Origin of the sequence: Azospira sp. I09, assembly GCF_009177135.1 — a bacterium.
Taxonomy (GTDB): domain Bacteria; phylum Pseudomonadota; class Gammaproteobacteria; order Burkholderiales; family Rhodocyclaceae; genus Azospira; species Azospira oryzae.
In genome coordinates, this window is record NZ_AP021845.1 from 12,009 (window position 1) to 37,335 (window position 25,327).

The 25,327-nt window shown below is 58.1% G+C and carries 25 protein-coding genes and 1 pseudogene; 6 read left to right on the forward strand and 20 right to left on the reverse strand.

Annotated features, from left to right (window positions below; all coding sequences use genetic code 11):
* Positions 1-602: 602 nt before the first annotated feature.
* The 17 genes and pseudogenes from AZSP09_RS17720 to AZSP09_RS20775 all read right to left on the reverse strand — a co-directional run.
* The gene (locus AZSP09_RS17720; protein ID WP_152090940.1) at positions 603-812 is read right to left on the reverse strand and encodes a hypothetical protein; all 210 of its coding nucleotides are present in this window, start codon (positions 810-812) and stop codon (positions 603-605) included.
* Position 813: 1 nt separating this feature from the next.
* A complete protein-coding gene (locus tag AZSP09_RS17725) occupies positions 814-1,275 on the reverse strand; it encodes a hypothetical protein (RefSeq protein ID WP_152090941.1) in 462 nt (153 codons plus the stop codon).
* 10 nt (positions 1,276-1,285) lie between these two features.
* Complete coding sequence (locus tag AZSP09_RS17730) at positions 1,286-1,810, reverse strand: hypothetical protein (protein ID WP_152090942.1); 525 nt, start codon at positions 1,808-1,810, stop codon at positions 1,286-1,288.
* 320 nt (positions 1,811-2,130) lie between these two features.
* The gene (locus AZSP09_RS17735; protein WP_152090943.1) at positions 2,131-2,451 is read right to left on the reverse strand and encodes a hypothetical protein; all 321 of its coding nucleotides are present in this window, start codon (positions 2,449-2,451) and stop codon (positions 2,131-2,133) included.
* Between the two features lie 300 nt (positions 2,452-2,751).
* Entirely contained in the window at positions 2,752-3,081 is a 330-nt protein-coding gene (locus AZSP09_RS17745) for a hypothetical protein (protein WP_152090944.1), read from the reverse strand.
* 2 nt (positions 3,082-3,083) lie between these two features.
* Positions 3,084-3,599 (reverse strand): hypothetical protein, encoded by a 516-nt coding sequence (locus AZSP09_RS17750; RefSeq protein WP_152090945.1) that lies wholly within the window; start codon positions 3,597-3,599, stop codon positions 3,084-3,086.
* Positions 3,599-3,826: a hypothetical protein gene (locus AZSP09_RS17755; RefSeq protein ID WP_152090946.1), complete on the reverse strand. Its 228-nt coding sequence runs from the start codon at positions 3,824-3,826 to the stop codon at positions 3,599-3,601. The genes AZSP09_RS17750 and AZSP09_RS17755 overlap by 1 nt, the downstream gene beginning before the upstream one ends.
* Before the next feature lie 16 nt (positions 3,827-3,842).
* Complete coding sequence (locus AZSP09_RS17760) at positions 3,843-4,280, reverse strand: hypothetical protein (RefSeq protein WP_152090947.1); 438 nt, start codon at positions 4,278-4,280, stop codon at positions 3,843-3,845.
* Positions 4,281-4,282: 2 nt separating this feature from the next.
* On the reverse strand, positions 4,283-4,852 hold the full coding sequence (locus AZSP09_RS17765; protein WP_152090948.1) for a hypothetical protein: 570 nt from the start codon (positions 4,850-4,852) through the stop codon (positions 4,283-4,285).
* An 8-nt stretch (positions 4,853-4,860) separates the two neighbouring features.
* Positions 4,861-5,064 carry a hypothetical protein gene (locus AZSP09_RS17770; protein ID WP_152090949.1) on the reverse strand — a complete coding sequence of 68 codons (204 nt, stop codon included), beginning with the start codon at positions 5,062-5,064 and terminating at the stop codon, positions 4,861-4,863.
* A gap of 6 nt (positions 5,065-5,070) precedes the next feature.
* Complete coding sequence (locus AZSP09_RS17775) at positions 5,071-5,466, reverse strand: hypothetical protein (protein ID WP_152090950.1); 396 nt, start codon at positions 5,464-5,466, stop codon at positions 5,071-5,073.
* A gap of 416 nt (positions 5,467-5,882) precedes the next feature.
* A complete protein-coding gene (locus tag AZSP09_RS17780; RefSeq protein ID WP_152090951.1) occupies positions 5,883-6,788 on the reverse strand; it encodes a DUF7281 domain-containing protein in 906 nt (301 codons plus the stop codon).
* Between the two features lie 4 nt (positions 6,789-6,792).
* Positions 6,793-8,007 carry a hypothetical protein gene (locus tag AZSP09_RS17785; protein ID WP_152090952.1) on the reverse strand — a complete coding sequence of 405 codons (1,215 nt, stop codon included), beginning with the start codon at positions 8,005-8,007 and terminating at the stop codon, positions 6,793-6,795.
* Positions 8,004-8,633, reverse strand: coding sequence for a condensin complex protein MksE (locus tag AZSP09_RS17790; protein ID WP_152090953.1), 630 nt, complete (start codon positions 8,631-8,633; stop codon positions 8,004-8,006). The genes AZSP09_RS17785 and AZSP09_RS17790 overlap by 4 nt, the downstream gene beginning before the upstream one ends.
* Positions 8,626-12,342 carry an ATP-binding protein gene (locus tag AZSP09_RS17795; RefSeq protein ID WP_152090954.1) on the reverse strand — a complete coding sequence of 1,239 codons (3,717 nt, stop codon included), beginning with the start codon at positions 12,340-12,342 and terminating at the stop codon, positions 8,626-8,628. The genes AZSP09_RS17790 and AZSP09_RS17795 overlap by 8 nt, the downstream gene beginning before the upstream one ends.
* Before the next feature lie 54 nt (positions 12,343-12,396).
* Entirely contained in the window at positions 12,397-12,519 is a 123-nt protein-coding gene (locus AZSP09_RS20695; protein ID WP_269473835.1) for a hypothetical protein, read from the reverse strand.
* A 162-nt stretch (positions 12,520-12,681) separates the two neighbouring features.
* A pseudogene (locus tag AZSP09_RS20775) lies at positions 12,682-13,128 on the reverse strand (competence protein CoiA family protein); the annotation flags it as partial.
* Positions 13,129-13,507: 379 nt separating this feature from the next.
* Between AZSP09_RS20775 and AZSP09_RS17805 the strand changes: the two are divergent.
* Entirely contained in the window at positions 13,508-14,608 is a 1,101-nt protein-coding gene (locus tag AZSP09_RS17805; protein ID WP_152090956.1) for a hypothetical protein, read from the forward strand.
* A gap of 110 nt (positions 14,609-14,718) precedes the next feature.
* On the opposite strand, the gene AZSP09_RS17810 is transcribed toward AZSP09_RS17805, so the two are convergent.
* The 3 genes from AZSP09_RS17810 to AZSP09_RS17820 form a co-directional block, all read right to left on the reverse strand.
* The gene (locus AZSP09_RS17810) at positions 14,719-15,900 is read right to left on the reverse strand and encodes a tyrosine-type recombinase/integrase (RefSeq protein ID WP_152090957.1); all 1,182 of its coding nucleotides are present in this window, start codon (positions 15,898-15,900) and stop codon (positions 14,719-14,721) included.
* A 249-nt stretch (positions 15,901-16,149) separates the two neighbouring features.
* Positions 16,150-17,226, reverse strand: a complete 1,077-nt coding sequence (locus AZSP09_RS17815; RefSeq protein WP_152090958.1) for a DNA-binding protein — start codon at positions 17,224-17,226, stop codon at positions 16,150-16,152.
* Between the two features lie 167 nt (positions 17,227-17,393).
* On the reverse strand, positions 17,394-18,815 hold the full coding sequence (locus tag AZSP09_RS17820; RefSeq protein WP_152090959.1) for a short-chain fatty acyl-CoA regulator family protein: 1,422 nt from the start codon (positions 18,813-18,815) through the stop codon (positions 17,394-17,396).
* Between the two features lie 170 nt (positions 18,816-18,985).
* Here AZSP09_RS17820 and prpC point away from each other — a divergent pair, with 170 nt between their 5' ends.
* Genes prpC through AZSP09_RS17845 form a run of 5 tightly spaced genes read left to right on the forward strand, consistent with a single transcriptional unit; the run spans position 18,986 to position 25,281 of the window.
* Positions 18,986-20,140 carry a bifunctional 2-methylcitrate synthase/citrate synthase gene (prpC, locus tag AZSP09_RS17825; RefSeq protein ID WP_152090960.1) on the forward strand — a complete coding sequence of 385 codons (1,155 nt, stop codon included), beginning with the start codon at positions 18,986-18,988 and terminating at the stop codon, positions 20,138-20,140.
* A gap of 12 nt (positions 20,141-20,152) precedes the next feature.
* Positions 20,153-22,789 (forward strand): Fe/S-dependent 2-methylisocitrate dehydratase AcnD, encoded by a 2,637-nt coding sequence (acnD, locus tag AZSP09_RS17830; protein WP_152090961.1) that lies wholly within the window; start codon positions 20,153-20,155, stop codon positions 22,787-22,789.
* Positions 22,789-23,988: a 2-methylaconitate cis-trans isomerase PrpF gene (gene prpF, locus AZSP09_RS17835; protein ID WP_152090962.1), complete on the forward strand. Its 1,200-nt coding sequence runs from the start codon at positions 22,789-22,791 to the stop codon at positions 23,986-23,988. The genes acnD and prpF overlap by 1 nt, the downstream gene beginning before the upstream one ends.
* 17 nt (positions 23,989-24,005) lie before the next feature.
* Positions 24,006-24,386, forward strand: a complete 381-nt coding sequence (locus AZSP09_RS17840) for an acyl-CoA thioesterase (protein ID WP_152090963.1) — start codon at positions 24,006-24,008, stop codon at positions 24,384-24,386.
* Positions 24,387-24,420: 34 nt separating this feature from the next.
* A complete protein-coding gene (locus AZSP09_RS17845; protein ID WP_152090964.1) occupies positions 24,421-25,281 on the forward strand; it encodes an isocitrate lyase/PEP mutase family protein in 861 nt (286 codons plus the stop codon).
* Positions 25,282-25,327: the final 46 nt, after the last annotated feature.

The following is a 25,327-nucleotide window of genomic DNA, read 5'->3' on the forward strand; positions in this document are numbered from 1 at the left end:
CCAATCCGTGGGTGGTTACAACATCAAGCACTCGCTCCCGTCGCATCACTTTGCTGGATGCACCCACAGATTTGATGGGTGGTTTTAGGTACATGTACTGAGCGGTTTTTGACGCTCCGGCTGGATACACCCCCATTCCGAGGGTGGTTACAGGAATTGACGGGGGCGGGCGTTACATAGCGTGGTTGGAGGCACCGCTCAGATGAGGGGTGGTTACAGGGAATATCGGTTCTGCGGTCGCAGATTGGCCGTTGGAGGCACCGCTCAGATGAGGGGTGGTTACAGGAGGCTGACAAACAGGGCAGGTACCTGGTCAACTTGATGCACCCTTGTTGAAGGGGTGGTTACAATCAAGCGTGCGATGCGAAACGCAAGGTTTACGCTGGATTCACCCTCATTAGGGGGTGGTTACAACTCGACAGAAGGGTCAACGACTCCTGGCGGTACTGGCGTCACCCCCCATATACGGTGGGTGGTTATGGGTTCAATGGTGTCCGCAACGAGAATTAGCCAGTTCTATTTCACTCCATGTTGAACATTGGAGTGGTTAAAGCGCACTAGAGGAGTACGTCACAGCTTGATGGACCCCTGGGGGGTGAATTTTAGCGGCCAGTGGTTTTCGACGGGGAGTGCCGGATCACGGTCAGGGCTTCTTTAAGCTTTGCCACTCCTTCGTCGAATTTGGCCAGGCATTCTGCATCCGGGCTATCCACGCCCACCACAGCCCATCGCATCTCGTCCAGGCGGTCGATTGCGATCCCCAGATTTCTCTCCGCGTTTTCCTGATGATCAATCTTCGGCAAGCTGGACATGCTATTCCTCCGTGAGATGGGCTACCGAGCCGTCAGGCAACGTGATCCCCTTGCGTCTGACCATCGGAAGGACCAGAGCCTCGAACACCCAGTCGCCATCCAATTTTGCGATGTCCACGCCGAGGGCACTGGCCTCGCATGCGAGGGCCACGGCTGCACTTCGGTCTCGCCGCCAGTCGATGAGAAGCATCGCGACAACGACCAGCGTCATGGTGGCGCATGCCCAGGCGAGCGTCGTTGGCCCCCATTCAACCCAGGTGAGTACCCAGCCAGGGGCATCGTCTGGGAACGTCAGCGTGGTTGAGATCAAGTAGGACGCGAGCACCATGATGGGCATGGGGAAAACGAGTCGAATGGCGCGGGTAACCACGAAACGTGCTGTGGCGCGATCACGCGCCGCAACGGCGTTGATGATCACTCCCTTCTTATTGTCGGGCCACCAAATGAGGTCTGCTTTATTCATTGTCGGTAGGTCAAAGTAGTGAGGCAGGCAGTTCGTCCGCCTCAATGAGATCAAGTACGTCGAATCCCCGCTCGGCGACTTTTTCGGACAGTCGCTGCGCCTCTGCCCGGTGAGTTCCTGCTTCATCCATCTTTCCTTCGGATTCGGCGTCGCCGGCGGCGGTGATTTCTTCGAGCCACTTTTCCGCTAGGCGCACGTGCTCGAATTGCGGCAGGGCCTCGAATTGTTCCTGGGACATTTCGACCCACTCGATGCTGAATTTGTCGCCGGCCTCAACCTCAAGGAAGTAGGGGAAGGATCCGATACCGTTCTTCTCGATGAAGTACGGTTCCGTTTCCCCGTCTCTTGTGATCTTGGCCACCAGCATCAACACGGAACGGTCGCCAGCGTTCCAACGCTCCATGTGGGATTCGCAGCACGAACATACGCCGCGGCCGGCGTCTCGATCGACCACAATCCAGGAGCATGGGCCAAGATCGTCGACGCACGCATGCAGATCGTCGCAGCCGCAGCCAATACAGGAAGCCAGAGTCATGTGCTCACCATTTGATTTCGTGATGGTGAAATTTTAGCTGGCAGAGCAGGGGGCTTTTGAGATATTTCTATGCCGAATAAATTCCATCACGATTCTTCCGGCCAAGTCTTGTCTGCGAACGTCATAGCACGGCCAGCCGTCTTGAATCTGCGTCGCATCACTGCTTTATCGATCGCTGGATCGCCGAAGAATGGTGGCCATGCAAGCCAATACGTTGAGACAGGAACATCCTGCTCATCGTGCAGGCGAGCGACAGAGGCGCCGTCACGCCGATGAAAGCTGCTCTCTCTCCAGAAGCACCACATTCGCTGAGCTCGTGGTTATCTTTCGCTTGGCGCAATGGCTGCGGCGCTAGTCGAGAACAAGGCCTCGAACTGATCCGGCTTGAAGATGGCGTAGGTCTTGAAAACCTCGTTCCAGACGATCCAGTCGCCGGACTCGACCAGCAAGCAACCCGAATGACCGCCCGACAGCAAGCCATACCGTACATCGTCCTCGTCAGGGAACAACTCCCAGTTGGAGCCGTTCATCCCATGCACCCTTGGGTGATCACCGTGTCTGTGCCATTGGGTAGCTATCAACGGCACCTCTGAGACAACAGCAATGCTTCGGCTAGTCACTTCATGCGGATCAATCTTCATGGTGAATGACTTAAAGGATCTGGCATCCGGATTTTCCGGGGGGCGCGCCCTTCTTTAGGTGCATCGACGGGTGCTGTTTTGTCAGTAAAAGAAACAGTTCCCATGCGGCCAAGGGAATGGCTCGATGGTTACGGGTTCCTGCTGGTTGTTCATAACCTGACCACGTTTTGTAGCCAGCAGCCGTTGCTGGCGACACAAGCCCGGCGGCCTGCGTTTGGTTAAGTCCAGCGCGTTCACGCGCAGTCCTGACCTCATCGGGGGACGGTTGGGCGATTCTTTCGGTGATAAGTTGCATTGTGGTCAACGTATATTTCCGGCCAAGCTGAGAATGCGTTCAATGGCGGCTTTCATCTGGTCGAGAACAGCGTTCAGCCGGTTAATTTCCTGGCGTTGATGTTCATCCAGGGGCAACTCAAGCCATCGCGCAAGCTGCTCGCGAAAGACCGGCAGCGAGTCCATCTGTTCGCCGAACACCGCTTGCAGGCGATTGACCGTTTCTCCATCGAGAACCCACGGCCGATGACGGCACTGCTCCAGGTTTCCTACTTGCGTGTGGAGGGAGTGTAATTGGTCATCGAGCATGCCGGCGATGAGCGGCAATGCCTCAATTGGTTGCCAGTTTGGCGTCATCGTTACAAGCCAAGCCCATGATCCGACTCGGGCTTGCTCACACGCTCCTTGAGCGTTTCCAGGGCACGTTCCAGAATAATTCTGTCGGACACGTCCTTTTCTCGCATGGTCTGCTTGGTGAGTAGCAAGCCCTCCAAGTTGATCGTGCGAACAGGCACGCCATCCACATCGAGCGTCTCAGCGTACTTCTTCAACGTCTCATACGTCTCGCCGCAGGCATTGAGCATGATGTCGACAATGAAGGCATCGGCCACGCGGATGTTCTCCCCTTCATCGAACCAGGCCGGGTCGATGTTCTTGGCCGCTTGATCCGGCAGCACCATCAATGCAGAGCGAATCTTGATCCCGGCTTCCTGGGTCGCCGGCACCAGAACGTCAATGTCCGTGGTCGCACGGTGGTAGCCATGGGCAAACAGCGCATACCCGCCGATCAGCAGGTAATCTGCGCACTGTTCGTTCAGGGATGCGATCAGTGCCTTGAGGTCGTCAAGGGTGGCCGGTCGGCTGTATTCTTCCATTACTTGCGCTCCAGGGCGATTTTAGCCATGCCCGCGACCAGGCAATCTTGTTGGTGCTGGTTGGCTTCTTCAAAGGATTTGAACCGGTACAGACCCTTGGGAATGTGGGTCGTATTACCGGTCGGAAGGCGGTGAATTTCGTCATTGAACCGCGCCCCCTCAACCAGCAACTCGGCCGATGCCGAGAAGGTGATGGGGTGTTCCTTGCGGCGGCCGATGGTACGCATGATTCTTCCTCGCTGTTTAGGGGCGGACAGTTTCACGAATCGCGTTCATTCGTCCGTCTAAAGCGGACACCGCTGCTTCATACGATTTGAATTCGGTTGGGCACTGCTGTCCCGGCAGGCAATACCGCACAAATGTTGTTGGGATTGATTCAGCGCCCGGGGCAAAAAGTAGGGAGCCAATCGACAGCTCTTCTTTTGCCTCGCCAGACAATTTTCTGCGAAGTACATAGCGCTTAATTAACTTTGCGTCTGACATGCGCCGCAAATGGGTAGCTACAGTTTGAGTTGAGCATTTTCTGAATGCGTTAATGTGTTGGAGAAATGCGGGCGAATCGGCAGAGTCGGCGTAACCATGCTCAAGAATCCACTGATAAATTACGAACCATAGCTGCAAGGTCTTTTCGGTAGCACCAAGGCCTTCAGGAATCTCTTTCAAGAAATCACGGTATTCCATATCTATTTCCCAAAGTGGGTGGGAGCCTGGTGAGAAGGTAGCCCATCCAGAATCTGCTCAGCATCGACAAACAACTTGCACATGGGCGGTAACTTGAATTTTGCGCGGATCATCATTGCCACTCGGTCATCAAAGACATTTGCCAAGCCGAAAGACTCACCACTGATGACCGCGACCAATGCGGTTGAAGCAATACTGGCAGCAAGCGCCCAACGCACAGTATTCAGAAATTCCGTTGAGGATGTAGACGGGTTGGCGATGATTGCCGAAACCAGTGAATTGAACTCGCTGGGCATCATCAATGCCAACAAAACAGCGATGACAAACCAGTTTTCCGGGATAGATAAAACGATCCGGCCAACTAGGCGAAACGTCGCCTCAAGGTAATTCAGTGCCTGTTCGCGGTACAGGCTCCGGTCATTCTTTGCCGCGAGCTTAAACGCCTCATGTTCGGCGATAGAAATCTCACCAACCAAATTGCCATTGGCGTAGACCTTGATGGATGCCCGCTCACGAACGGCTGTAGCCATGTCAATAACCGTGCTGGCGTTTTGTGTTTCTAGCGTATTCATGGCTTTGATTACCGCAGGATGATGTCTTTTTCGGCAGAATAAAGCGCATCCATCAGCTTCTTTCGAGCCTGTGATCTCGATTGAAGTTCACTGCGCGTCCAGTCTTCCGGAGTTACCAGCACGTCAGTCTTGAGCGACTTGCGAAGTGCCTCAACCTCCTTCTTGGTCAGGCGAACAACTTCATCGCCAACGAGGATTGTGAATTCCGCCATAACAGCTCACCCTGCCTTCGGCTGAGTGAACAGACCTGTCCAAACATCGTCGCTGCGCATCTTGGAGGCGTCAATTCCTCGCTCGGTCAGCAATTTCTTGGTGGCCTGCATTGCTTGGTAGTCGCTTTTCAGGTTTCGCGAGAAGAGCGGGATACCAAGTAGCCCCAAGGCGATTCCTATGTAGGCAACCCATTCGGAAGCGGGACGGACCCAATCCATACCTTCAATCGACTGCGTGGAGTAAATGGACAGCAGAGATCCAGCAACAACCAGGCAGGGAATCAAGAAGGAGCGGACCATGCCTCCCTTGAGGCGTTCACGGGCAGTATCGAAGGCGAATACGGCGTCCTTGTCTTGTTCGGACAAAGCAGCAATGTCAGCAGCAGTCTTGATGGTCTTCACAGGCGTCTTTCAAAGGTCAATTCATGACGCGATGCTGGACGCATTGCGTCCATTTGTCAAGAACAAAGCGGCATCGGCATGGTCAAGGGTGTGAATTTAATATTGCACGTTGACGTGCAAACTAATCCGTTCTGTTGTTTGTTATTCAGGCATTAACTTCATCACACGATCAGTCTCGCGGTGGCGATCGCGATCATCCTGATGCAGGTAGCCTATCGTGGTGTTGATGTCCACATGCGGCGTCCTCTGTAGCGTCGCGGGTTACCGTCAGCATAGGCGTGGCGACCTTGGAGAGCCGGCAAAATGCGGGGAAGCATTGTGGCTATTCCTTCAGGCGGAGAATGCCCTTTTCCAGGAGAAGAAGGACAGTCGGAACCAGATCATCATGTTCCGGGATATCACGCCATTAAAGCTCGCTAAAGGCTGACGTCTGCGCCCACGGCGTTAGCGAAGGTGCTGGTCCATAGAACACAGAGAGTGGCGTCGGCCAGCCATCTTTCTTGAACAGCAGCAGAGCGATGCTTTTGTAATAGCCCCCACAAAGACGATACTGGGGACGCTGATGGTACTGACCGGAGGAACCCGGCAACCCCTGGAAGTTGGTCTCTGAAAAGATCAAGCCGGGCGGTCGATGGTGAAGAAAGAACCCGTTCCAGTTCAGTTTGTTCAGGTGCGATTATCCCAGCCAGGCGCGGGCACTTACCCGCTATCTGAAGACCCATTGGGTCCATATCCGGAAACGCTATGACAGGCAGGCTCGTGGCAGAGAGAAATGCCTTAACGTTGTCCTGTCTGCTTTCTGTTCTGTCACCGCGGTACAAGACCAGCGCATTCGCGTACGCAGGAGGAAGGGCGAGGTGCAGACGATGCACCTGGTCGAACACCTCGTAGTTTTCGACCAAGATGATGGCATCGTGCTCAATCGCGTCAGAAATCCTGTGCCAATCGATATCGACATGGCACCCATCCGGCAGAGGTAGCATTCGACCGGCAATGTTGAGCGTCTTGCCAGGAAGGGCCTTGAGGGATATCCGTCCTGTCTTGACCGCGCCGCCACCGGCCTTTTCGTTTGGGGTCGCCGCGGCCAGTCGGTCACTGCGAGACATTTCTTTCAAGGGTACCGGAGTTGCAGAGTAACCGCGGGCCAATAGAAGTTCTCGCATTTCCTGGTGATTGCGCTCACTCAGGTACAGGGTCTTGCCTTGAACGCGGCCGATGCCCAGATCGTCCGGCAGCCGGCGTGCTGTTGCGTTCAGTGTAGTCGATTGAGCGCCCCTCTCCAGAAGGCGCTGCATCAGCTGGGCCAGCGTCTGATCTAGCATGGACTCAAAGGCCCCTGCGTGCGGCCAGGACGTCGTGGATCAGAACATTACCATCGAAGACCGGGTGAGGGTGCTCGACGCGGCGGAAGCTCCAGAGACTGTCACGGCCTTCACGCTCATCTTCCGAAACCAAGCGGAGCAACCAGACATCTTCGCCGATGCTGATGGTCATCGAAGGGTGCTCAAGCCACCAGCGCCGCGCCGAGATCCAGTCTGGACTTTCTGCAGCCTCCGTGAAGAATGCCCGGACCGCTTTCTTCAGCGGGGATTGGGCTACGACGACAACTGTTTCTGGGGTTTCTTCAACGAGTTGGCCAGGAGGACGGCGCTCTATGCGCATCTCGGCCGAAGCTGGGATGCCGGCGGCGATTTCCCGCAGAACGTCTTCTGACTCAGGTTGGGAGATATCCGGGTGGCAGGCCAGCTCCATCGGCGCCGCCAACCCGACCCACTCGGGCGGTGTCGCAGCCTCGTCCCAGTTCTTCGGTGCCCAGTCGGGATTCCGGTTCAGGTGCAGCGCAAAGGAGCGAACGAGCCGGGTCCGGTCCTCGATCTTGCGGAACTCGAACAGGTATTGCTGAAGCTGCTTCAGGACAGCCTTTAGCTTTTCGCGGAAGGTTGGAATTCGGTCCTCAAGCAGTGCGCGGAACGAAAGTGCCAGATCCTCGTTGCCGGCCAGTTGGTCGGCGAAGTCTGCAAAGTGGAAATTCTCCAGGAGGCTGACGAGTTTGCTGGTGCGGTCCTGGTAGTGGAGGTTCTGGCGGCGCTTCTCAGCGATGGTCGACACTGCGGCGAACTTGGTGGCCACCATCGCATACAGGATAGTCAGCTCATCATCGATGGAGTCGGCGATGTCCGAAATCGCTTCGCGGATTGCCATCTCGTACTGCTCGGCCGATGCATCACGTCCGTCCTGGATGGCGAGCGAGTGTTCGGCAAGCAGTTTCTCAAGGCTGGCGAAATATCCACTGACGTTGGCGCCGATCGCAAAGAGCCGTTCGGTGCTGAGCGCAGTGTTCAGGAATTGGCGGAACGATGAACGGAGTTGGAATGTGTCGCGGATGTCCGGGGAGATCAGGCGAATCTGCTTGAGCAGTTCAATGTCAGCTGCGTTATCAGGGGTTTTGACGACCCGAGTGTTGTAGTAGGTCGTGCTGACCGTCCCTGCGCACTTGAAGAGGCGGGACAGGAATATCTCAACCGCGGTATGGTCGCTCAAAATAGCCTCCCCGTTTCCGGATCGTCATCCTTCACGTCCTGCTGTTGGATTCCCTCGTTTTCCATGAGGAAGGTAATCACTTGCAGGTAGTAATCCAGTTTCCCGGCGAAACGCCAGGCCTCTTGTTCTGGATAGGCGAAGACGATGTAGCCCGCCTTTTCGAGCTGCTGGAATACCTTGCCGAGCATCGCGTTGGAGGAGGCCTCGTTTGCAGCGAATTCCTTACCCAGGCTGGCGAATTCCCGAAGCTTTTCTTGAAGGTGAGGATGCTCGGTGACAGATTTCAGGATGGCCGGGTAGTCGATACGGTCGCCGGGCGATGGCACCACATCAGTTTTCTGGCTGTCCATGCACAGCTCTATGAACTGGATGACCGGCCGGATCGTTTGCTTGATGGAGACCATCACGCGTTTGGCTTCCGTGCGCTGCTCCTTACCTACCTTTACCCACGAGGCGTAATAGGCTTGTCCATTTGGCGTGATCGTCAGTCGGCGCTTGATCTTGCCGAGGAAGGCATCGACTTCGGCCCGGAAGGCTTCATCCGCCAGCGCCCGGAACAGGGAGGGAGCGGTGGCCTCGCAGATGAACTCGCCCTCGAGAAGCTTCGGAACAACTTGATCAAGCATGGACGTGCTCCTCATGTTCCAACTTCACGGTGGCCAGCGTGCGGCCAGGCAGGATCTTGTAGTTCTTGGTGAAAAGCGGGGCGAGGTCGGGATCGACGTCGGGGAATGCAGATACCAGGGTGATGTTGTTGCGCGCAAGCAGGTTGAGGAGGGCGGTTGCGTTGCCGACGGAAAGGTCTTTCAGCTCGTCCACAACGAACGGAACAGCGACCCGCTCCTTGCGTCGGATGCGGTTGATGAATCCGATCAAGATGACCACCAGAATGATGTAGGACAGGCCATTGGAGCTCATGCGGGCCAGAGAGGCTTCGTTCTTTGCCACCTTACTGCCGTCGCCGTCGATGTTGGCGGTGACCTGCAGGTTGATCAAGTCGACCGGATCGGCTACGAGCCCCTTGTCGTCGCTGAGGACCATCGCAACTTCCCGTGCCGCCGAAATGAAACTTGCCGGCGGCAGAGCATCGCCCTGGGTGTGCCATGAATCGTACTCATGGTGAAGTGCCTCGATGGCCTGCCAGTAGTTCTGCTTGTCGACGTCGGTCGTGATGATCACGGAGACGTCAGCGATGTTGGCGAAAACCTGCCCCTGGTGAAGATGGGATTTGAGGTCGCTCGAGAAATTTCCGACCTGTTTTTTGAAGTTGCCCAGGCCGCTCCAGAAGGCGGAGATGTTCTGGGCGAAGGTCTTCCCAAGTTGAATGAGAGTGGCCTTGTTCTGCGCGTGCTCATGTTGGTACCAGCCACGTAGCCCCTCGATCCAGAGGTATTCATGCCCAGGAGGTGGGTAGCCAATACGCTGTTGAGCCGCTGCATGGTATCGCTCCGGACCGGTACCGGGCGTGCTCATCATCTGCTTCCGGATGTCGTCGATGCCTTCGTGAATGCGCTGCAGTAGTTCGGCATAATTTCGCTGCAACTCCCGCCGGCGGGCGGTGAGGAGTTCAAGCGAAACGCGATCGTCGAAGCCTGCCTCGAACGTGGCCTTGTCCTTGGGCCAGGAGGCCAGATTTCCTATCTGCCCGTAGGCTTCGCGGCGCGATTTTTCGGCCTTGTCTATCGTGTCCGCGACCTCCTTGGCTCTCCGATCGTGTTCTGTCAGCCTTGTGTCCCGGTCACGGATGAGTTCGCGATGCGCCTCCTCGAACTGTTGTTTGGCAGCCTTGGCGGCAGCATGGCTTTCGACGTGCTGCGGGCGCTGTGACCAAGAGACCGCCAGCCAGTCCCGGTATTCCGCGACGTAGCGCCGGTCCTTGTTGGCCTGGTCGATCCTTTGGTCGAGTTCCTGGATGTTGGAACGAATCGGGTCCAGGACAGACACGTCGACCCCGTTGGCCTTCAGGGCTTCATTGCGCTGGGCGGCGATTTCAGCCAGCCGTTCCTTGAGTCGCCCTGCAATGCCTTGAATTGCGCTGTCGATGGATACGACTTCCTTTTCATGGGCCTGCTTCAACTCGACCAATTCCTTAGCATTGGCCTGTTCCTGCTCGCGCAATTCGGTTGCGTGCCGCTTTTCCGCGTCCGCAAGGGATGTTCTGGCTGCTTCGAGGTTGGTCCGGCAGACTTGCAGCGCCGCAGCGGCCGCGCGGCGGGCAGTGTCTTTGCTCGCCTGTAGCCGGCTTCGTGCGGTGATGAGTCGCTGATCGGCGCGGCCCTTGGCAGAGATCGCCTGGTTCAACAGTGTTTGCTGCGCATCTCGGGCATCCTTGGCCAGTTGGCGTTGGCGCGATGCTTCGCTCAGCTTGGTCTTGTCTTCGTCGTACTGCCTCTGGCGCTTGTCGACCAGTTGTCGCAGGCGCGCGATTTCCTGCTGGATGCTTTCTTCGGATGCGAGCCGGGAGGCATCCAGCTGATCAAGGTCAATGGTCACCCCGAAGAGATCGCTGCCACTGGTGAGGGCCGGCGCCAAGTCGCTTCGCAACAGAGTCTTTTCAGGAACGAGACGCCCGATGTCCTGGGCCCAGTCCGGCTTGTTGACCCGCAAAAAGCCGAGCAGGGTTTCCTCTCCCGCATTGCCGGCGGCAATGACGTCCTGCAGTTCGCCTTCGGCCTTCTCCAGCGACTGCTGGCTGCCATTCATCATGGCCTCTTCGTCGACGACTTGCTGCTGCGCGCGGGACAGCTTGCGCTCAAGAGGTTCAAGACCACCGCGGAGATCATCGATCCGGCGCATCGCTTCCTGAACCGCTTCGAGTTCGAGGTCATAGGCTTGCTGGACTTCGGGGTCGGGCTGAGGGTTGCGCGCCTCAACCTCAAGTTTTGCAACATCTGCTCCGAGGGTGGCGACGTTCGTGTTCAGCCCAACCAGTTCGGTACGGTGCCGATCGGAGACTTGTCGCTGATGCTCGGCGTGCCGACTGTAGATGGCCGCCTGACGGTTCGAGAAGTCCTGTACCATTCCAGACTTGCGGGTTTCAAGTTGGCGGGTATCGTCATCGGCGTCCTTGCGCGCCGCGGCATCCATTTTGTCGAAAATTTCCACGACCGACTTGGATGAGTCCTCCAGCTCCTGAAGCCGGGTCCTTTGCTCCTTTAAGCGGGTTTCCATTTCTGGCAAGGCGTCGACGGCCTGTGCCCGTTCGTCAGCCTTATCCGCTTCGAACTGTTGTTTGCGGCGGTCCAGTGCGGACAATGTGGAGTTGGCGCTGTTGATCTTGGCCTGCTCGGCCGTGACAGCGGTTTGTAGGGTCAGCGAACGTGCGTTGAAATCATTCACCACCTGAGTCCGCAGGGTGCTCAGGCGTTCTTCCTCGGCTTCGCCGGCGATCACCTGGGCCTGGTAGTGGTCCTGCATCAACTGGAAGCGTGCATGGAGGATGGAGAACTCATCGACCGCCTGGCGGCGCTGCTGGTCGTGCAATTCCAGCTCGTCCATGATGGATGCCTTCTCCATGACAGCGTTGTGCGCTTCGTATTCGCCGATCCAGTGGGTCAGTTCGCGTTTGCTCGTTCGCATGGAGAAGGCGTCGGTGTTCTCCTGGATAGACGAGACGATCATCCGCTTCAGATCGAAGAAGGTGGTGGCGCGCTGCAGGATGCTGGTGATGATGCGCTCGATGTGCTTCAGCCGACCGCCACTGCCGGTGAAGGAGTACATCGTGGCCAGCTGCCGATGCTCACGGCCGGCCTCGTTCTGGAGGATCTGACGATAGAGTGTCAGGGACAACGGCTTGGTGAACTCGACCCCAAGTTTCGTCAGGTGACGCGACAGATCCTGGCTTTGCACCAGGCCGTTCATGTCGCGGAAAAGTTCGGGACTGAAAGGACGGTTGATGAAGCGGTAATTCGCCCCATCGCTTTGGCCATCAGCATGGATCACAGACAAGACACGCTGGCCGCGGCGCTCGTATTCGAAGACCACATAGGACGATGTGTGGGGAAGGTAGTGCCGCGCAAATTTCAGGTTGTTTTCGTCGCTCTGGATCACTCGAGAGGGAGCCTCGCCGAAAAACAGGGGGAAGAGGCGAAGCAGGGTGGTTTTGCCAGAAGCGTTTTCGCCGGTGAGCGCTGTATGGCCGCTCAGGTCGATTTCCACTGTTTTCCCGCGTGCATACGAGTCAATAAGAATCAGCCGGGTGAGGCGGAAATCGGCGGGATTGTTTGCTGGCAAAGCGTCGCTCGCTGCTTTGCTCTCTTGTGGGTTTATATCCATGTGGACTGCCGGTAAATCAGATGGTGGTACGGAATCGAATCCGAGAAGTTTGTCTGTCATGCCTGGCCCATATCACGAGCCAAATTCAGGGTACTACACGGAGGTGGGGCGTTCTTAAATGTTGTCATGCCACATCCATTCACCAGCAAATGAAAGTTTTCCCGCAACGGCGCCTATCGCGAATTCTGCGATTGGCATACGACGCACACCATTGATGCTTGGTACAGCAATCATCATGCTTTCTCCATCTGAAGCCCCTACCTGGCCAATCTCGAGAGGGAACAAAGGCAAGTCCCTGTTCGCAAATACCGGCCTGTCACCTATTGCTCGATGAGATTGGTGGGACTCGTAGAAGAGGGCCTTCGATAGAGCGGCAAAATGCCCGGGGGCTTTCACTATCCAAATAGCAGCTATGTCCGAGTCGGCATATCGGCGCGACCTTCGCCGATATTCTTGAAGCGTCTGCTGTGATAGCTGTACCTCGAATGCGATTGTTTTTCCCGCAGCAGTACAGAGGACGTCAGCCTGCCATTCCTCACCATGGGTGGAATGGCCTGATTGTTCGACTTTTGCAAAGTAGCCTGCCGACCGAAGTGCCTTGACCACAGCCAACTTGGCAGCACGGTGATCTTCGGACTCTGGCTGCGACTTGGCGCCCGGAAATCCGGGGCTATGCGCGAAAAATTGCAGCCCTCGGATGCTTCGCTTTAGTACAGCTGGCCACCGGGACCCAGTCATAAGGTATGTGCCAGGAGGGTCGAGTTGCATCCGTTGCCATTCTTCTGCACTCGCGGTGAATGATTCGACTTCCTGGCCGTTTGCGGCTCTGATCGCTACTAGCGCCATGGGGTGATTTAAGCTTTTTACGTGGTAATTCGATGATAACCGAATAGATAGGCTCCCATCAGATGGGTGCAAGACGCTGCGGGTGAGTGATGAATAACAAATTCAGGCGGGGAAGTAATGTTGAAAACGGTCAAGCAAGCGTGCAAGTTAAATCCGATCATCCTCCCTTCGACTTCCCCGCCACAGAGCAGTTTTCCCGTTGGGCAAAACAGATGTAGGATGTGTTCTGTGGTGGATCGACACCGCGCCGCCCGCAAGGGCGAAGCCCAAAGGGCCTCGACATGGCAACAACCCTTCAAATCCCCGATAACCGCACTTTCGTGGGCTTTGATGCGAATAGCGGGCGTTCGCGTTTGGAAGCCAAAACATGGAGCGCGTTATGTCAGTGGACCATCTAAAAAAGCAGGCGAAAAACGCCAAGCGATTGCTGCCTGGACTTTTCGAGCAGCACCCACCTCCCTATAGCTTGGCTGAGTGTCAAGAATTGACCGCCGGCCTGAATGGCTACCCTTCTTGGCGGATTGCCCTGGAAACCCAGCGCAGAAAACCCATCCAAAGAGATGATCCTATCGCTGCCTTTTACGGCTACGACTGGCGGAAGGTTTCGGTAAAGGCCCTGGCAGGGCTGGACGATCCGGCTCGATGTCAGGTGAACCTACTTCGACTGTCACCGGATGAAGCTCTGACGTTCCTTCAGAGCCAGCGCAAACCTGACCTTGGCCGGAGCACGCCCTTCGTGCTCATCAACGCAGCCGGCGAGGCCGGTGGCCAGATTATCGACCGGGTGTTCGACGACAAGGGACTGATGATGAACTTTGTCATGTCTTCTTTGACCACGTTGAGTCACCGTGTTGGAGCCACCGTCAATCCAGTGGCAGGGTTGGCGGCTCCAACAGTGGCTGAGCTTTTCGCTGCCATCATTGCGCACGTGGGGTCTGCCAAGCAGGTTAAATGCAGCCGTGAAGCGCTGGATTTGTTACTCAGTGGCCTCGAAGAGGATGAATTGGATATTCCGATAATCCAGCGGTCGGTGGATCGCTTGATCAACCTATCCAACGGTGGATGGTCAAAGAATGACGAGGATTTCTACGAGACATTTCCGGACGAAGACCGGCATGACGAGGCTCATAAACTGATTGCTTGTTACGATGATGAGTTGCCAAGCCTGCTTCGTCCACTCGACGCCTTGTTGACTCGACTCGCAGCACCCGGCCTCGATCGAACCTTTAGCCCGAAGCTCTGCAAAGAAAGTCATGAGTGGCGGGATGAAGTATTCAATATTCACGATGAAATGGGTATTGCGTTCCATGGACTTGAGGTGGTCCATATTGATTTTGGGAACGAGTTGATCGATCACTTGGCGGCACACCTAGTCATGGGTAAGGTCTTATACGCCTCGCGGTTCCATACGGAATTTGGCTTCACCGATGAAACGACTGCGATTTCCGTGATTTTGATTCAACCAACTTTATCGGACTGAATAGCGAGGCGGGCAGTTCGTCCGCCTCAATGAGATCAAGCACGTCGAAACCCAGCTCGGCGACTTTTTTCGGACAGTCGCTGCGCCTCAACCCGGTGAGCTCTGCTTTGCTATTTCGTCTCCAGTTTCATTACGCGGTCGGTTTCACGGTGACGATCGCGATCATCCTGGTGAAGGTAGCACATGGTGGTGTTGATGTCCTCATGGCGGGCATTTGCCTGAATCCAGCGTAGGTCCATTTTCATATCGGCCTGGCGCGTGAGTGCCGTGTGTCGCAGCCAGTGAGGTGAGGCGACATCGAGGCGATCGCCGAGATCAGGATCGGATTCGCGGGCAAGGGTAGAAGCCTGCTTGAACAGCTTCTCGAGGGCGACGTAGATCGTGCTCTCGGCCGCTGGACCACCGCCGCGGAGCGAAGGAACCAGCGGGCTTTCATCGCTGGCTGATGGTAGCTCCGACAGCCCCATGGATGCGCGGTACTTCCTGAATTCCGTGAGGAGATCTCGGGGGACGGGCACTTCCTCGTCCTTGTCCCCTTTGCCGGTCACCGACCACCACCACAGGCCGTCTGGATTGCGGTGGATGCTCGCCATGGTGGCCAGGGGCAAATCTGAGAGGCGTGCACCGGTCAGCGAGAACAGGCAGACCAGGAAGCGCGTCCGAATCTTGTAGCGACGTTGTTCGGCGTTGTCCACGGGCATCTGGTCGGCAGCGTTCAGCAAGAGATCCACCGCTTTCCAGGGAAGGTATCGATCGACCTTGCGTTTCCGGACTTTGGCGATTTTCATCAGCGCCGCTGGCGAGCGGTCAACGTAGCCGGTCTTTTCCAGCCAGCGCAGCAGTGCGCCGATGGCCACCAGGGCTTGGCGCTGACTGGCCTTTGATAGCGGCCCTTGAAACGGGCGCCAGCGAATGTCGGTCTTCGGCCACCGACGAGACGAAATCCACCGCTCGGCGTCGGCCGGTGCCAGCTCCTCCAAGCCATTCAGGAAACTGCTGTACGCAGCCAGGTCTTCCACCACCAGCGTCCGAAGATTGCGGCCGCGCGCCTTGATCCACATGAGGAAGCGATCCGCATCCTTTCGGTAATTCGCCGACGTCGCGGCGGAGGAGCATTGCAGCAGCCAGGCCTCGATGGCCTGTTCGTCGGTCTCGGCGGCGATAAGCTGCCGCGGCTGGAACATGACTGCGCGGGCGCTGCCGACCCCCGGGGCCGGCGCGGCTGGCGGAGTGGCCTGAATAGGTGGTGCGGGGGCGTCCGCCGCCGGGGTTGGATCTTTTCGTTCGACCATGCGTTTTGACCTAATTTTGCTGACATACGCGAATTGAACCCAATTTAGCACCCTCGCCCGTATTATTCAACATTAATCGGGTAATCATCAATAAGTCACGGATAGCGGACAGAATTGACCGGACAGCGGACAAAGCCCATTGATAAAACGCGCCCCGGCGGCTATGATCTGACAATGGTCGGCGGCTGCTCGCCGCGCATTTCAAGGAGAGGGTCGGCCGGGAATCATGAAAAATTCCCCGAAAATAGCCTACTTGTCTGAATTAAAAAGCGAATTTTGACTGTCAACACTATTCTTCTTTGCGTTGACGCTCTTTGCCTGTGGCGCCTGTAATGCCGCGAGCCTTTCAAAGATTTTCTCGTGGCTGACGACAACGGCTTTCGCCGCCATCAGTTCGGATTCCAGCCGCTGCCCCGTTTCCGCAGTCTCCTGTAGCTTGCTGACGTTCGCTTGGTTTTCCTTGTCCAGATCGGTCACCCGCGCATTGGCTTGCGCCAATTGCGCTAACAACTGTTGGTTTTTCACCTCGGCAACGGCCAACTGCTCTTTGGCCGAACGCAGTGATCGTAACTCGCCCTCTTGTCGATGAAGTTCACTGCGTGCATTTCCAAGCTCACTTGATAGCCTGGCATTGCTTTCGTGGCTACTGATCAATTCTTGCTGCTTGGTATTCACCGAGTCCTTGGCAGAACGTAATTCGCCCTGCAGGAACTGAATCTGTTGTTCGGATTGCCGTTGATCCTGCTCCCGTTGTTCTTTGGCTGCAGTACGGAAATGCTCCAGCGCTTCGCGGGCGTGTTGATGCTTCTCTTCCAGGGAAAGACGATGCGTTTCCTCCTTGGTTAGTTGTCCTTCCATGTCCTGAATGCGCTGAGCCATTTGAGCACGGGCAATCCGCTCTTCCTGAAGCGCCGCCACGGTGTTCGCATGAGCGGTTTTTTCATTGGACAGATCGAGGGCTTGACGTTCGACCTGTCCACGGAACGATTCGACCTCGTTACGCAAGGCAGTCATGACGTCGTTCAGAGACGCGATTTCCGCTTTGTGTTTGTCGGTCAGTGCGGTCATGCGCTGATCGGCTTCCAGATGCAGACGTTCGGCCAGCCTGGCTGACAGATCCTGAATGGCATCGCTGACCGCGACCTGGGTGCCGGTGTTCCCGCCTTCCTCTTCCTCGATCTCCTTGAGGTAGCGGTGAATCGTGCCTTTCGAGCCGGTGTTGCCCAATTCGCCACGGATGGCATCGATCGACGGGTAACGCCCCATCGCCAACAGGTTGTCTCGCGCTCTCACCACTTCTGACTTGTAGATTCCGGCTCTGGCCATGGCATCCTCGAATTTCGTACTGTATTACGTAATATGATATTACATACTAATTCAATGAAATTCAAGGCCGCAGAAATCGTAATTATAAGACGCGATAATGGTTGATTATTTGTTCTTACTCCCGTATTCACCAGGGTCCCGCTTTAGGAGTGGTATGAAACCGAGCTTTATCCAACGGGATAGGGGGCAAATCGACTTTGGTTTTCGTCGACAACAAGGTGGCTTCCAATCGCAGGAAATGCCCTTTGAGGACAATTCCCTCGCGGACACACCTTGCACCCCGCGCCAATGGGCGTGAAATCACTCTTGTCTTTAAGGTCGAGCCCCTTGCTATATACTAGGCGCTCAGCATGGCGCAGATCGCACCCTAGGCCCACGGAAAACGTTTTGCTGGCTGCGCCAAATCCTCCGTAACCTCGCGAGACCGTACGGGCGACCCACAAGTAGGCGCGTTCATCGGGCATGGCGGCCAACTGGGTCAGGATACGCCCCGGTTGTGCAAAGGCTTCATAGACGTTCCATAACGGACAGGTGCCGCCAATACGTGAGAAATGGAAATCAGTAGCCGACTGTCTCTTTGAGATATTGCCGGCGCGATCCACCCGAACGAAGAAAAACGGTATGCCGCGCGCCTCCGGGCGTTGTAAGGTCGATAAGCGGTGACAGGTCGTTTCAAATTCAACGCCGAAGGCCCGGCCAAGCAACTCGATGTCGTAGCGCAACTGCTCGGCCTGTTCCAGAAACTGCCCGTAAGGCAGGATCAGGGCACTGGCGAAGTAGTTGGCCAAGCCGATGCGAGCCAGGCGTCGCGCTTCGTCGCTGGACAATCGGGCCTGCATGGTGATCGAGTCGATTTGAGGGCTCGCCTCGAGGAAGGCTACTTGCGTTGCCATCTGAAAGGCGGCTTGCCCATTGGTTAGATGAGGCGATAGCGTGAGTATCTTCTGAACGGTATCGAAGCGCCGCTGTACTTCTGCACCGCTCTCCTGCCAAGCGCTGCGCACAACGCGAACCCCGTGAGCATGTTCCAGTCGTTTCTCCAACGCCTCAGCCGCCTCCCCTGGGCGTATCAGCCAGGCGCCAGCGAGTCGTTCGGCCAGTTCGTCGAGTTCGGTAATATGGTTGTGGCGGGCATAGAAGAAGTCACGAACCTCCTCGAACGGCATGGGCTTTGCTGCCCCCAGTTCGCTGCGATCAAGGCCGAGACGGGCTGCCCAGGCCTCCTCGCGCTCGTGGCTGGCACGCTGGTTTTTGGCGAGGCGCAGCAAGGTGCGGGCGACAGCAGGCATGTTGGCGGCCAATTCACGGATTTCGGCGAGAGCAATGGCGTCGCGTTCAGGCTGCTCGCCCAGTAGTTCGCGCAGGTCGGTGATCAGGCGCGCCTCGTCGTCCTCCGAAAAGCGCTGTACATCGACCCCGAAGACCGCATTGAGCTTGAGCAGAACCGGTACGGTCAGCGGCCGCTGATTCTGCTCCAATTGGTTCAAATAGCTGGCGGATAACTCCAGCGCACGCGCCAAGGCGACTTGGGTCAGTCCGCGCTCTTCGCGCAGGCGTTTCAGGCGAACGCCCATAAAAGCCTTTTTCATAATCCGCTCCAGTTTATTCGCAACATTTGCAAATTCACAACATTGAATTCGCAAACCTACGCTATTTCAGGCCTATCCAGTATTTTCTCGGTGCGTATATTGCGAAAAACCGCCGTCGCTGGCAAGTGGAATTCGGCGAGCGGCTTTTCCAACTATTCGAGGAGCAAACCATGAGCGCTGTCCAAGAAACCAGTTTCAAGCCCAAGAAATCCGTCGCACTGTCCGGCGTCTTTGCCGGCAATACCGCCTTGTGTACGGTCGGCAAATCCGGCAATGACCTCCACTACCGCGGTTACGACATTCTCGACATCGCCGAGCGTTGCCAATTCGAGGAAGTGGCACACCTTCTGGTACACGGCAAGCTGCCGACCACCCCGGAATTGAAGGCTTACAAGGCCAAGCTGAAGGCGATGCGCGGATTGCCGACGAGCGTCAAGGAGGCGCTGGAATGCCTGCCCGCCTCCGCCCATCCGATGGATGTCATGCGTACCGGTGTCTCGGCGCTCGGTTGCGCCCTGCCAGAAAAGGACGATCACAACATCCCCGGCGCCCGCGACATAGCCGATCGCCTGATGGCTTCCCTGGGTTCGATGCTGCTTTATTGGTATCACTGGTCGACCAACGGCAAGCGCATCGAGGTCGAAACCGATGATGACTCCATCGGCGCCCATTTCCTGCACCTGCTTCACGGCCAGAAACCCTCTGCCCTGTGGGAGCGGGCCATGCACACCTCGCTGATCCTTTATGCCGAACACGAATTCAACGCTTCGACCTTTACCGGCCGCGTCATCGCCGGCACCGGTTCCGACATGTATTCGGCGATCACCGGTGCCATCGGCGCCCTGCGCGGTCCGAAGCATGGCGGTGCCAACGAAGTCGCTTTCGAAATCCAGAAACGCTATGACACGCCGGACGAGGCGGAGGCCGACATCCGTCGCCGCGTCGAGGCCAAGGAAGTGGTTATCGGCTTCGGCCACCCGGTCTATACCGTTTCCGATCCACGCAACGAGGTTATCAAGGGCGTCGCCCATCAGCTTTCCGTTGAAGCTGGTTCGACCAAGATGTATGACATCGCCGCCCGCCTCGAAGCCGTGATGTGGGAAGTCAAGAAGATGTTCCCCAACCTCGACTGGTTCAGCGCCGTCAGCTATCACATGATGGGCGTGCCGACCGCGATGTTCACGCCGCTCTTTGTCATCGCCCGTACCTCCGGCTGGGCTGCGCATATCATCGAGCAGCGCATCGACAACAAGATCATCCGTCCGAGCGCCAATTATGTCGGGCCGGAAGACCGCCTGTTCGTCCCCATCGAGCAGCGTCAATAAGCAGGGATGCCCATGAACTCCCAATACCGCAAACCGCTTCCCGGTACCGCGCTCGATTATTTCGACACCCGCGCTGCCATCGACGCCATCCGCCCCGGTGCCTACGCTGGGCTGCCTTACGTTTCCCGCGTACTGGCCGAACAACTGGTTCGCCGCTGCGATCCGGGGCTGCTGACGGCCGCATTGACTCAAATCGTCGACCGCAAGCGTGATCTCGATTTTCCGTGGTACCCGGCTCGCGTCGTCTGCCACGACATCCTCGGCCAAACCGCGCTGGTGGATCTCGCCGGCCTGCGTGACGCCATCGCCGACCAGGGCGGCGACCCCGCCAAGGTCAACCCGGTGGTGCCGACCCAGTTGATCGTCGACCACTCGCTGGCTGTCGAGTGCGGCGGTTTCGACCCCGATGCGTTCGCCAAGAACCGCGCCATCGAGGACCGCCGTAACGAGGACCGCTTTCATTTTATCGAGTGGACCAAGAAGGCCTTCGCCAATGTCGACGTGATCCCGGCGGGCAACGGAATCATGCACCAGATCAACCTGGAGAAGATGTCGCCGGTCGTCCAGGTCCGTGACGGCGTGGCCTTCCCCGATACCTGCGTCGGCACCGACAGCCACACGCCGCACGTCGATGCGCTGGGCGTCATCGCCATCGGCGTCGGCGGCCTTGAGGCTGAAACCGTGATGCTCGGCCGCGCTTCCATGATGCGTCTGCCGGACATCGTCGGCGTCAAGCTGAGCGGTCGGCGCCAACCCGGCATCACCGCCACCGACATCGTCCTGGCGCTGACCGAATTCCTGCGCAAGGAACGCGTCGTCGGCGCCTGGGTGGAATTTTTCGGTGAAGGGGCCGACAGCTTGTCCATCGGCGACCGCGCCACCATCTCCAACATGTGCCCGGAATACGGTGCCACGGCGGCAATGTTCTACATCGACCAGCAGACCATCGACTATCTCAAGCTGACCGGCCGTGAGCCAGAGCAGGTGGCGTTGGTCGAGCACTATGCGAAGATTACCGGTCTGTGGGGCGAAGCGCTGCAAACCGCCGAGTATGAGCGCGTCCTCAGTTTCGACCTGTCCACCGTCGTGCGCAACATGGCCGGTCCGTCCAATCCGCACAAGCGGCTACCGACTGCGGCCTTGAAGGAGCGCGGCATTGCCGCCCAGTCGCAAACCGAACTGAACAAAGCCTGGATCGACGAACGTGCCGGTCGCTTGCCCGACGGTGCGGTCATCATCGCTGCCATCACCAGTTGCACCAACACCTCGAATCCGCGCAACGTCGTCGCCGCCGCTCTGCTGGCCAAGAAGGCGAACGCCCTCGGCCTGGTGCGCAAGCCTTGGGTCAAAACCTCCTTCGCGCCGGGTTCAAAGGTGGCCAGGCTGTACCTCGAAGAAGCCGGCCTGCTGCCGGAACTGGAAAAGCTCGGCTTCGGCATCGTCGCTTACGCCTGCACCACCTGCAACGGCATGTCCGGCGCCCTCGATCCGAAAATCCAGCAGGAAATCATCGAGCGCGACCTGTACGCGACTGCCGTGCTCTCCGGCAACCGCAACTTCGACGGCCGTATCCATCCCTACGCCAAGCAGGCCTTCCTGGCCTCGCCGCCCTTGGTGGTTGCTTACGCGATTGCCGGCACGGTGCGTTTCGACATCGAACAGGATGTACTGGGCGTGGTCGATGGCAAGGAAATCCGCCTGAAAGACCTGTGGCCCAGCGACGAGGAAATCGACGCCATCGTCGCTGCCTGCGTCAAGCCGGAGCAGTTCCGCCAAGTCTATGAACCGATGTTTGCGGTCAACCGCGAAAAAACGGAACAAATCAGCCCGCTCTACGACTGGCGTCCGCAATCCACCTACATCCGCCGTCCGCCGTACTGGGACACGGAAGGCGTCGGCGCGCTGGCGGCCAATCCGCGCACGCTCAAGGGCATGCGCCCGCTGGCCGTGCTGCCGGACAACATCACCACCGACCACCTGTCGCCGTCCAACGCCATCCTGCCGGACTCCGCCGCCGGCGAATACCTGGCCAGGATGGGCCTGCCGGAAGAGGACTTCAATTCCTACGCGACGCATCGCGGCGACCACCTGACCGCCATGCGCGCCACCTTCGCCAATCCGCAGTTGATCAATGAAATGGCCGTTGTCGACGGCGTGGTGAAGAAGGGTTCCCTAACCCGCGTCGAGCCGGACGGCAAGGTGATGCGCATGTGGGAAGCGATCGAGACCTATCTCGAGCGCAAGCAGCCGCTGATCATCATCGCCGGCGCCGACTACGGCCAGGGCTCATCCCGCGACTGGGCGGCCAAGGGTGTTCGCCTGGCCGGTGTAGAAGTCATCGTTGCCGAGGGCTTCGAGCGCATTCACCGCACCAATCTGATCGGCATGGGCGTCCTGCCGCTGGAATTCAAGCCGGGCACCACCCGCCTGACACTGGGTCTGGACGGCAGCGAGACCTACGACGTGATCGGCGAACGCCAGCCGCGCGCTGACCTGACGCTGGTCATCCAGCGCAAGAATGGCGAGACATCGGAAGTGCCTGTGACCTGCCGCCTGGATACCGCCGAGGAAGTGTCGATCTACGAAGCCGGCGGCGTTTTGCAACGTTTTGCGCAAGACTTTTTGGCCTCAGAAAAGGAAGCAGCCTGATGTCGCAAGTACCCCAAATCCGCATCCCCGCCACCTACCTGCGGGGCGGCACCAGCAAAGGTGTGTTCTTCCGCCTGGAAGACCTGCCGGAGTCGTGTCGCGTCCCGGGCGAAGCGCGTAACAAGCTGTTCCAGCGCGTCATTGGCAGCCCAGACCCCTATGCCAAGCATATCGACGGCATGGGCGGCGCGACGTCGAGCACCAGCAAATGCGTGATCATTTCCAAGAGCACGCAGCCGTGGCATGACGTCGATTACCTTTACGGCCAGGTCGCCATTGATAGCGACTTCGTCGACTGGTCCGGCAACTGCGGCAACCTGTCCACGGCAGCCGCCGCCTTCGCCATCCATGCCGGCTATGTCGATCCGGCCCGCAGCCCACAGGACGGGGTGTGCATCGTACGTATCTGGCAGGCGAACATCGGCAAGACCATCATTGCCCATGTGCCGATCCGTGATGGAAAAGTGCAGGAAACCGGCGATTTCGAGCTCGACGGCGTGACCTTCCCGGCTGCCGAAATCGTGCTCGAATTCCTCGACCCGGCTGACGAGGGCGAGGACGGCGGTTCGATGTTCCCGACCGGCAAGCTGGTCGACGAACTCGACGCGCCCGAATCGCTGGTTGCCGGCGGCAAGCTGAAAGCGACGCTGATCAACGCCGGCATTCCGACTATCTTCGTTAATGCCGAGGACATCGGCTACACCGGCACCGAGTTGCAGGACGCGATCAACGGCGACGCCGAGGCGCTGGCCGGCTTCGAGACGCTGCGCGCCATCGGCGCCCTGAAAATGGGCCTGATCGCCAAGCTCGAAGATGCCCCAAAGCGCCAGCACACGCCGAAGATCGCCTTCGTCGCGCCGCCGATCGACTATGTGTCGTCTGCCGGCAAGACGGTCAAGGCCAGCGAGGTCGACCTGCTGGTGCGCGCCCTGTCGATGGGCAAGCTGCACCACGCGATGATGGGGACGGCGGCAGTCGCCATCGGCACCGCGGCAGCCGTGCCCGGCACGCTGGTTAACCTCGCCGCCGGCGGTGGCGAGCGGCAGTCCGTGCGCTTTGGCCACCCGTCCGGCACCTTGCGCGTCGGTGCCGAGGCCAAGCTCGTGGACGGCCAGTGGACGGTGACGAAGGCCATCATGAGCCGCAGCGCCCGCATCCTGATGGAAGGCTGGGTTCGTGTCCCCGGCGACGCTTTCTGATGCCAGGACAGCCGACCATGCCCCTGCCCCCAGCAGCGCAAACCGTCGAGATTCGCGAACTGGTGCTGCCGATGCTGGCCAACCACCATGGCACCTTGTTCGCGGGCCAGGGCCTGCAACTGATGGCCAAGGTGGCCTTTATGGCGGCGCGTAGCCTGGCCAAGCAGGAGGTGGTGATGGCAGGCGCCAACGGCATCAGCTTTCACGCGCCCATTCCCATCGGCCATGTGCTCACGCTGCAAGGCCGGGTCGTTCGGGTCGGGCGCAGTTCGCTGACGGTGCAGGTCAGCGGCCTGGCCGAAAAGCCGGGCTCACCGGCAGCGGAAGTGCTGGGCGGCAGCTTTGAAATGGTCGCCATCGATGCCGAGGGGCGTCCGACAGCCATTGAATTGCCCTGACGCCACAAGAATTTCAAGAATTAAAGGATTCAATATGTCTACTCGCAAGAAACTGAAAGAACTGGTCGCCGCCAAGCGCGGCGTCATCGTGCCCGGCGCGTTCAACGCCTTGTCCGCCCGCGTCATCGCCGATCTGGGATTCGAGGCGATCTACATCACCGGCGCCGGTGTGACCAACATGTGGTTCGGCATGCCCGACCAGGGCTTCATGGGCCTCGCCGAAATTGCCGACCACACGGCGCGCATCCGCGATGCGGTCGAGGTTCCGCTGCTGGTGGACGCCGATACGGGCTTCGGCAACGCGCTCAATGTCTATCACACGGTGCGCACGCTGGAGCGTGCCGGGGCAGATTGCATTCAGTTGGAAGACCAGGTGGCGCCGAAGCGCTGCGGCCACTTCGCCGGCAAGGATGTGATTTCGACTGAGGAAGCAGTCAGCAAGATCAAGGCAGCGGTCGACGCCCGCCGCGATCCTGACTTTCTGATCATGGCGCGTACCGACGCCGCCGCCGTCCAGGGCTTCGAGGCCGCCGTCGAGCGCGCCCATAAGTTTGCCGAGGCCGGTGCCGACATTCTCTTCGTCGAAGCCGTCACCACCGCCGAGGAAATCCGCGCGCTGCCTCAGCGCCTGGCGACGCCCCAACTGATGAACATGGTTATTGGCGGCAAGACGCCGATTTTCAATGCCGACGAACTCGGCAAACTGGGCTTCGGCATCGTGCTCTATGCCAATGCCGCTTTGCAGGGGGCTGTGATGGGTATGCAAAAAGCCCTGACCGTGCTGCGCGACGAGAAGGAAGTGACCGAGTCGAGTGGGCTGGTCACGCCGTTCGCTGAGCGCCAGCGTCTGGTCGGCAAGCCCGAGTGGGATGCCCTCGACAAGCGCTATAGCTGATTGACCCCGGCTGCCCAGTGCGGCCGGCTTTCCTTTGATGAGATGA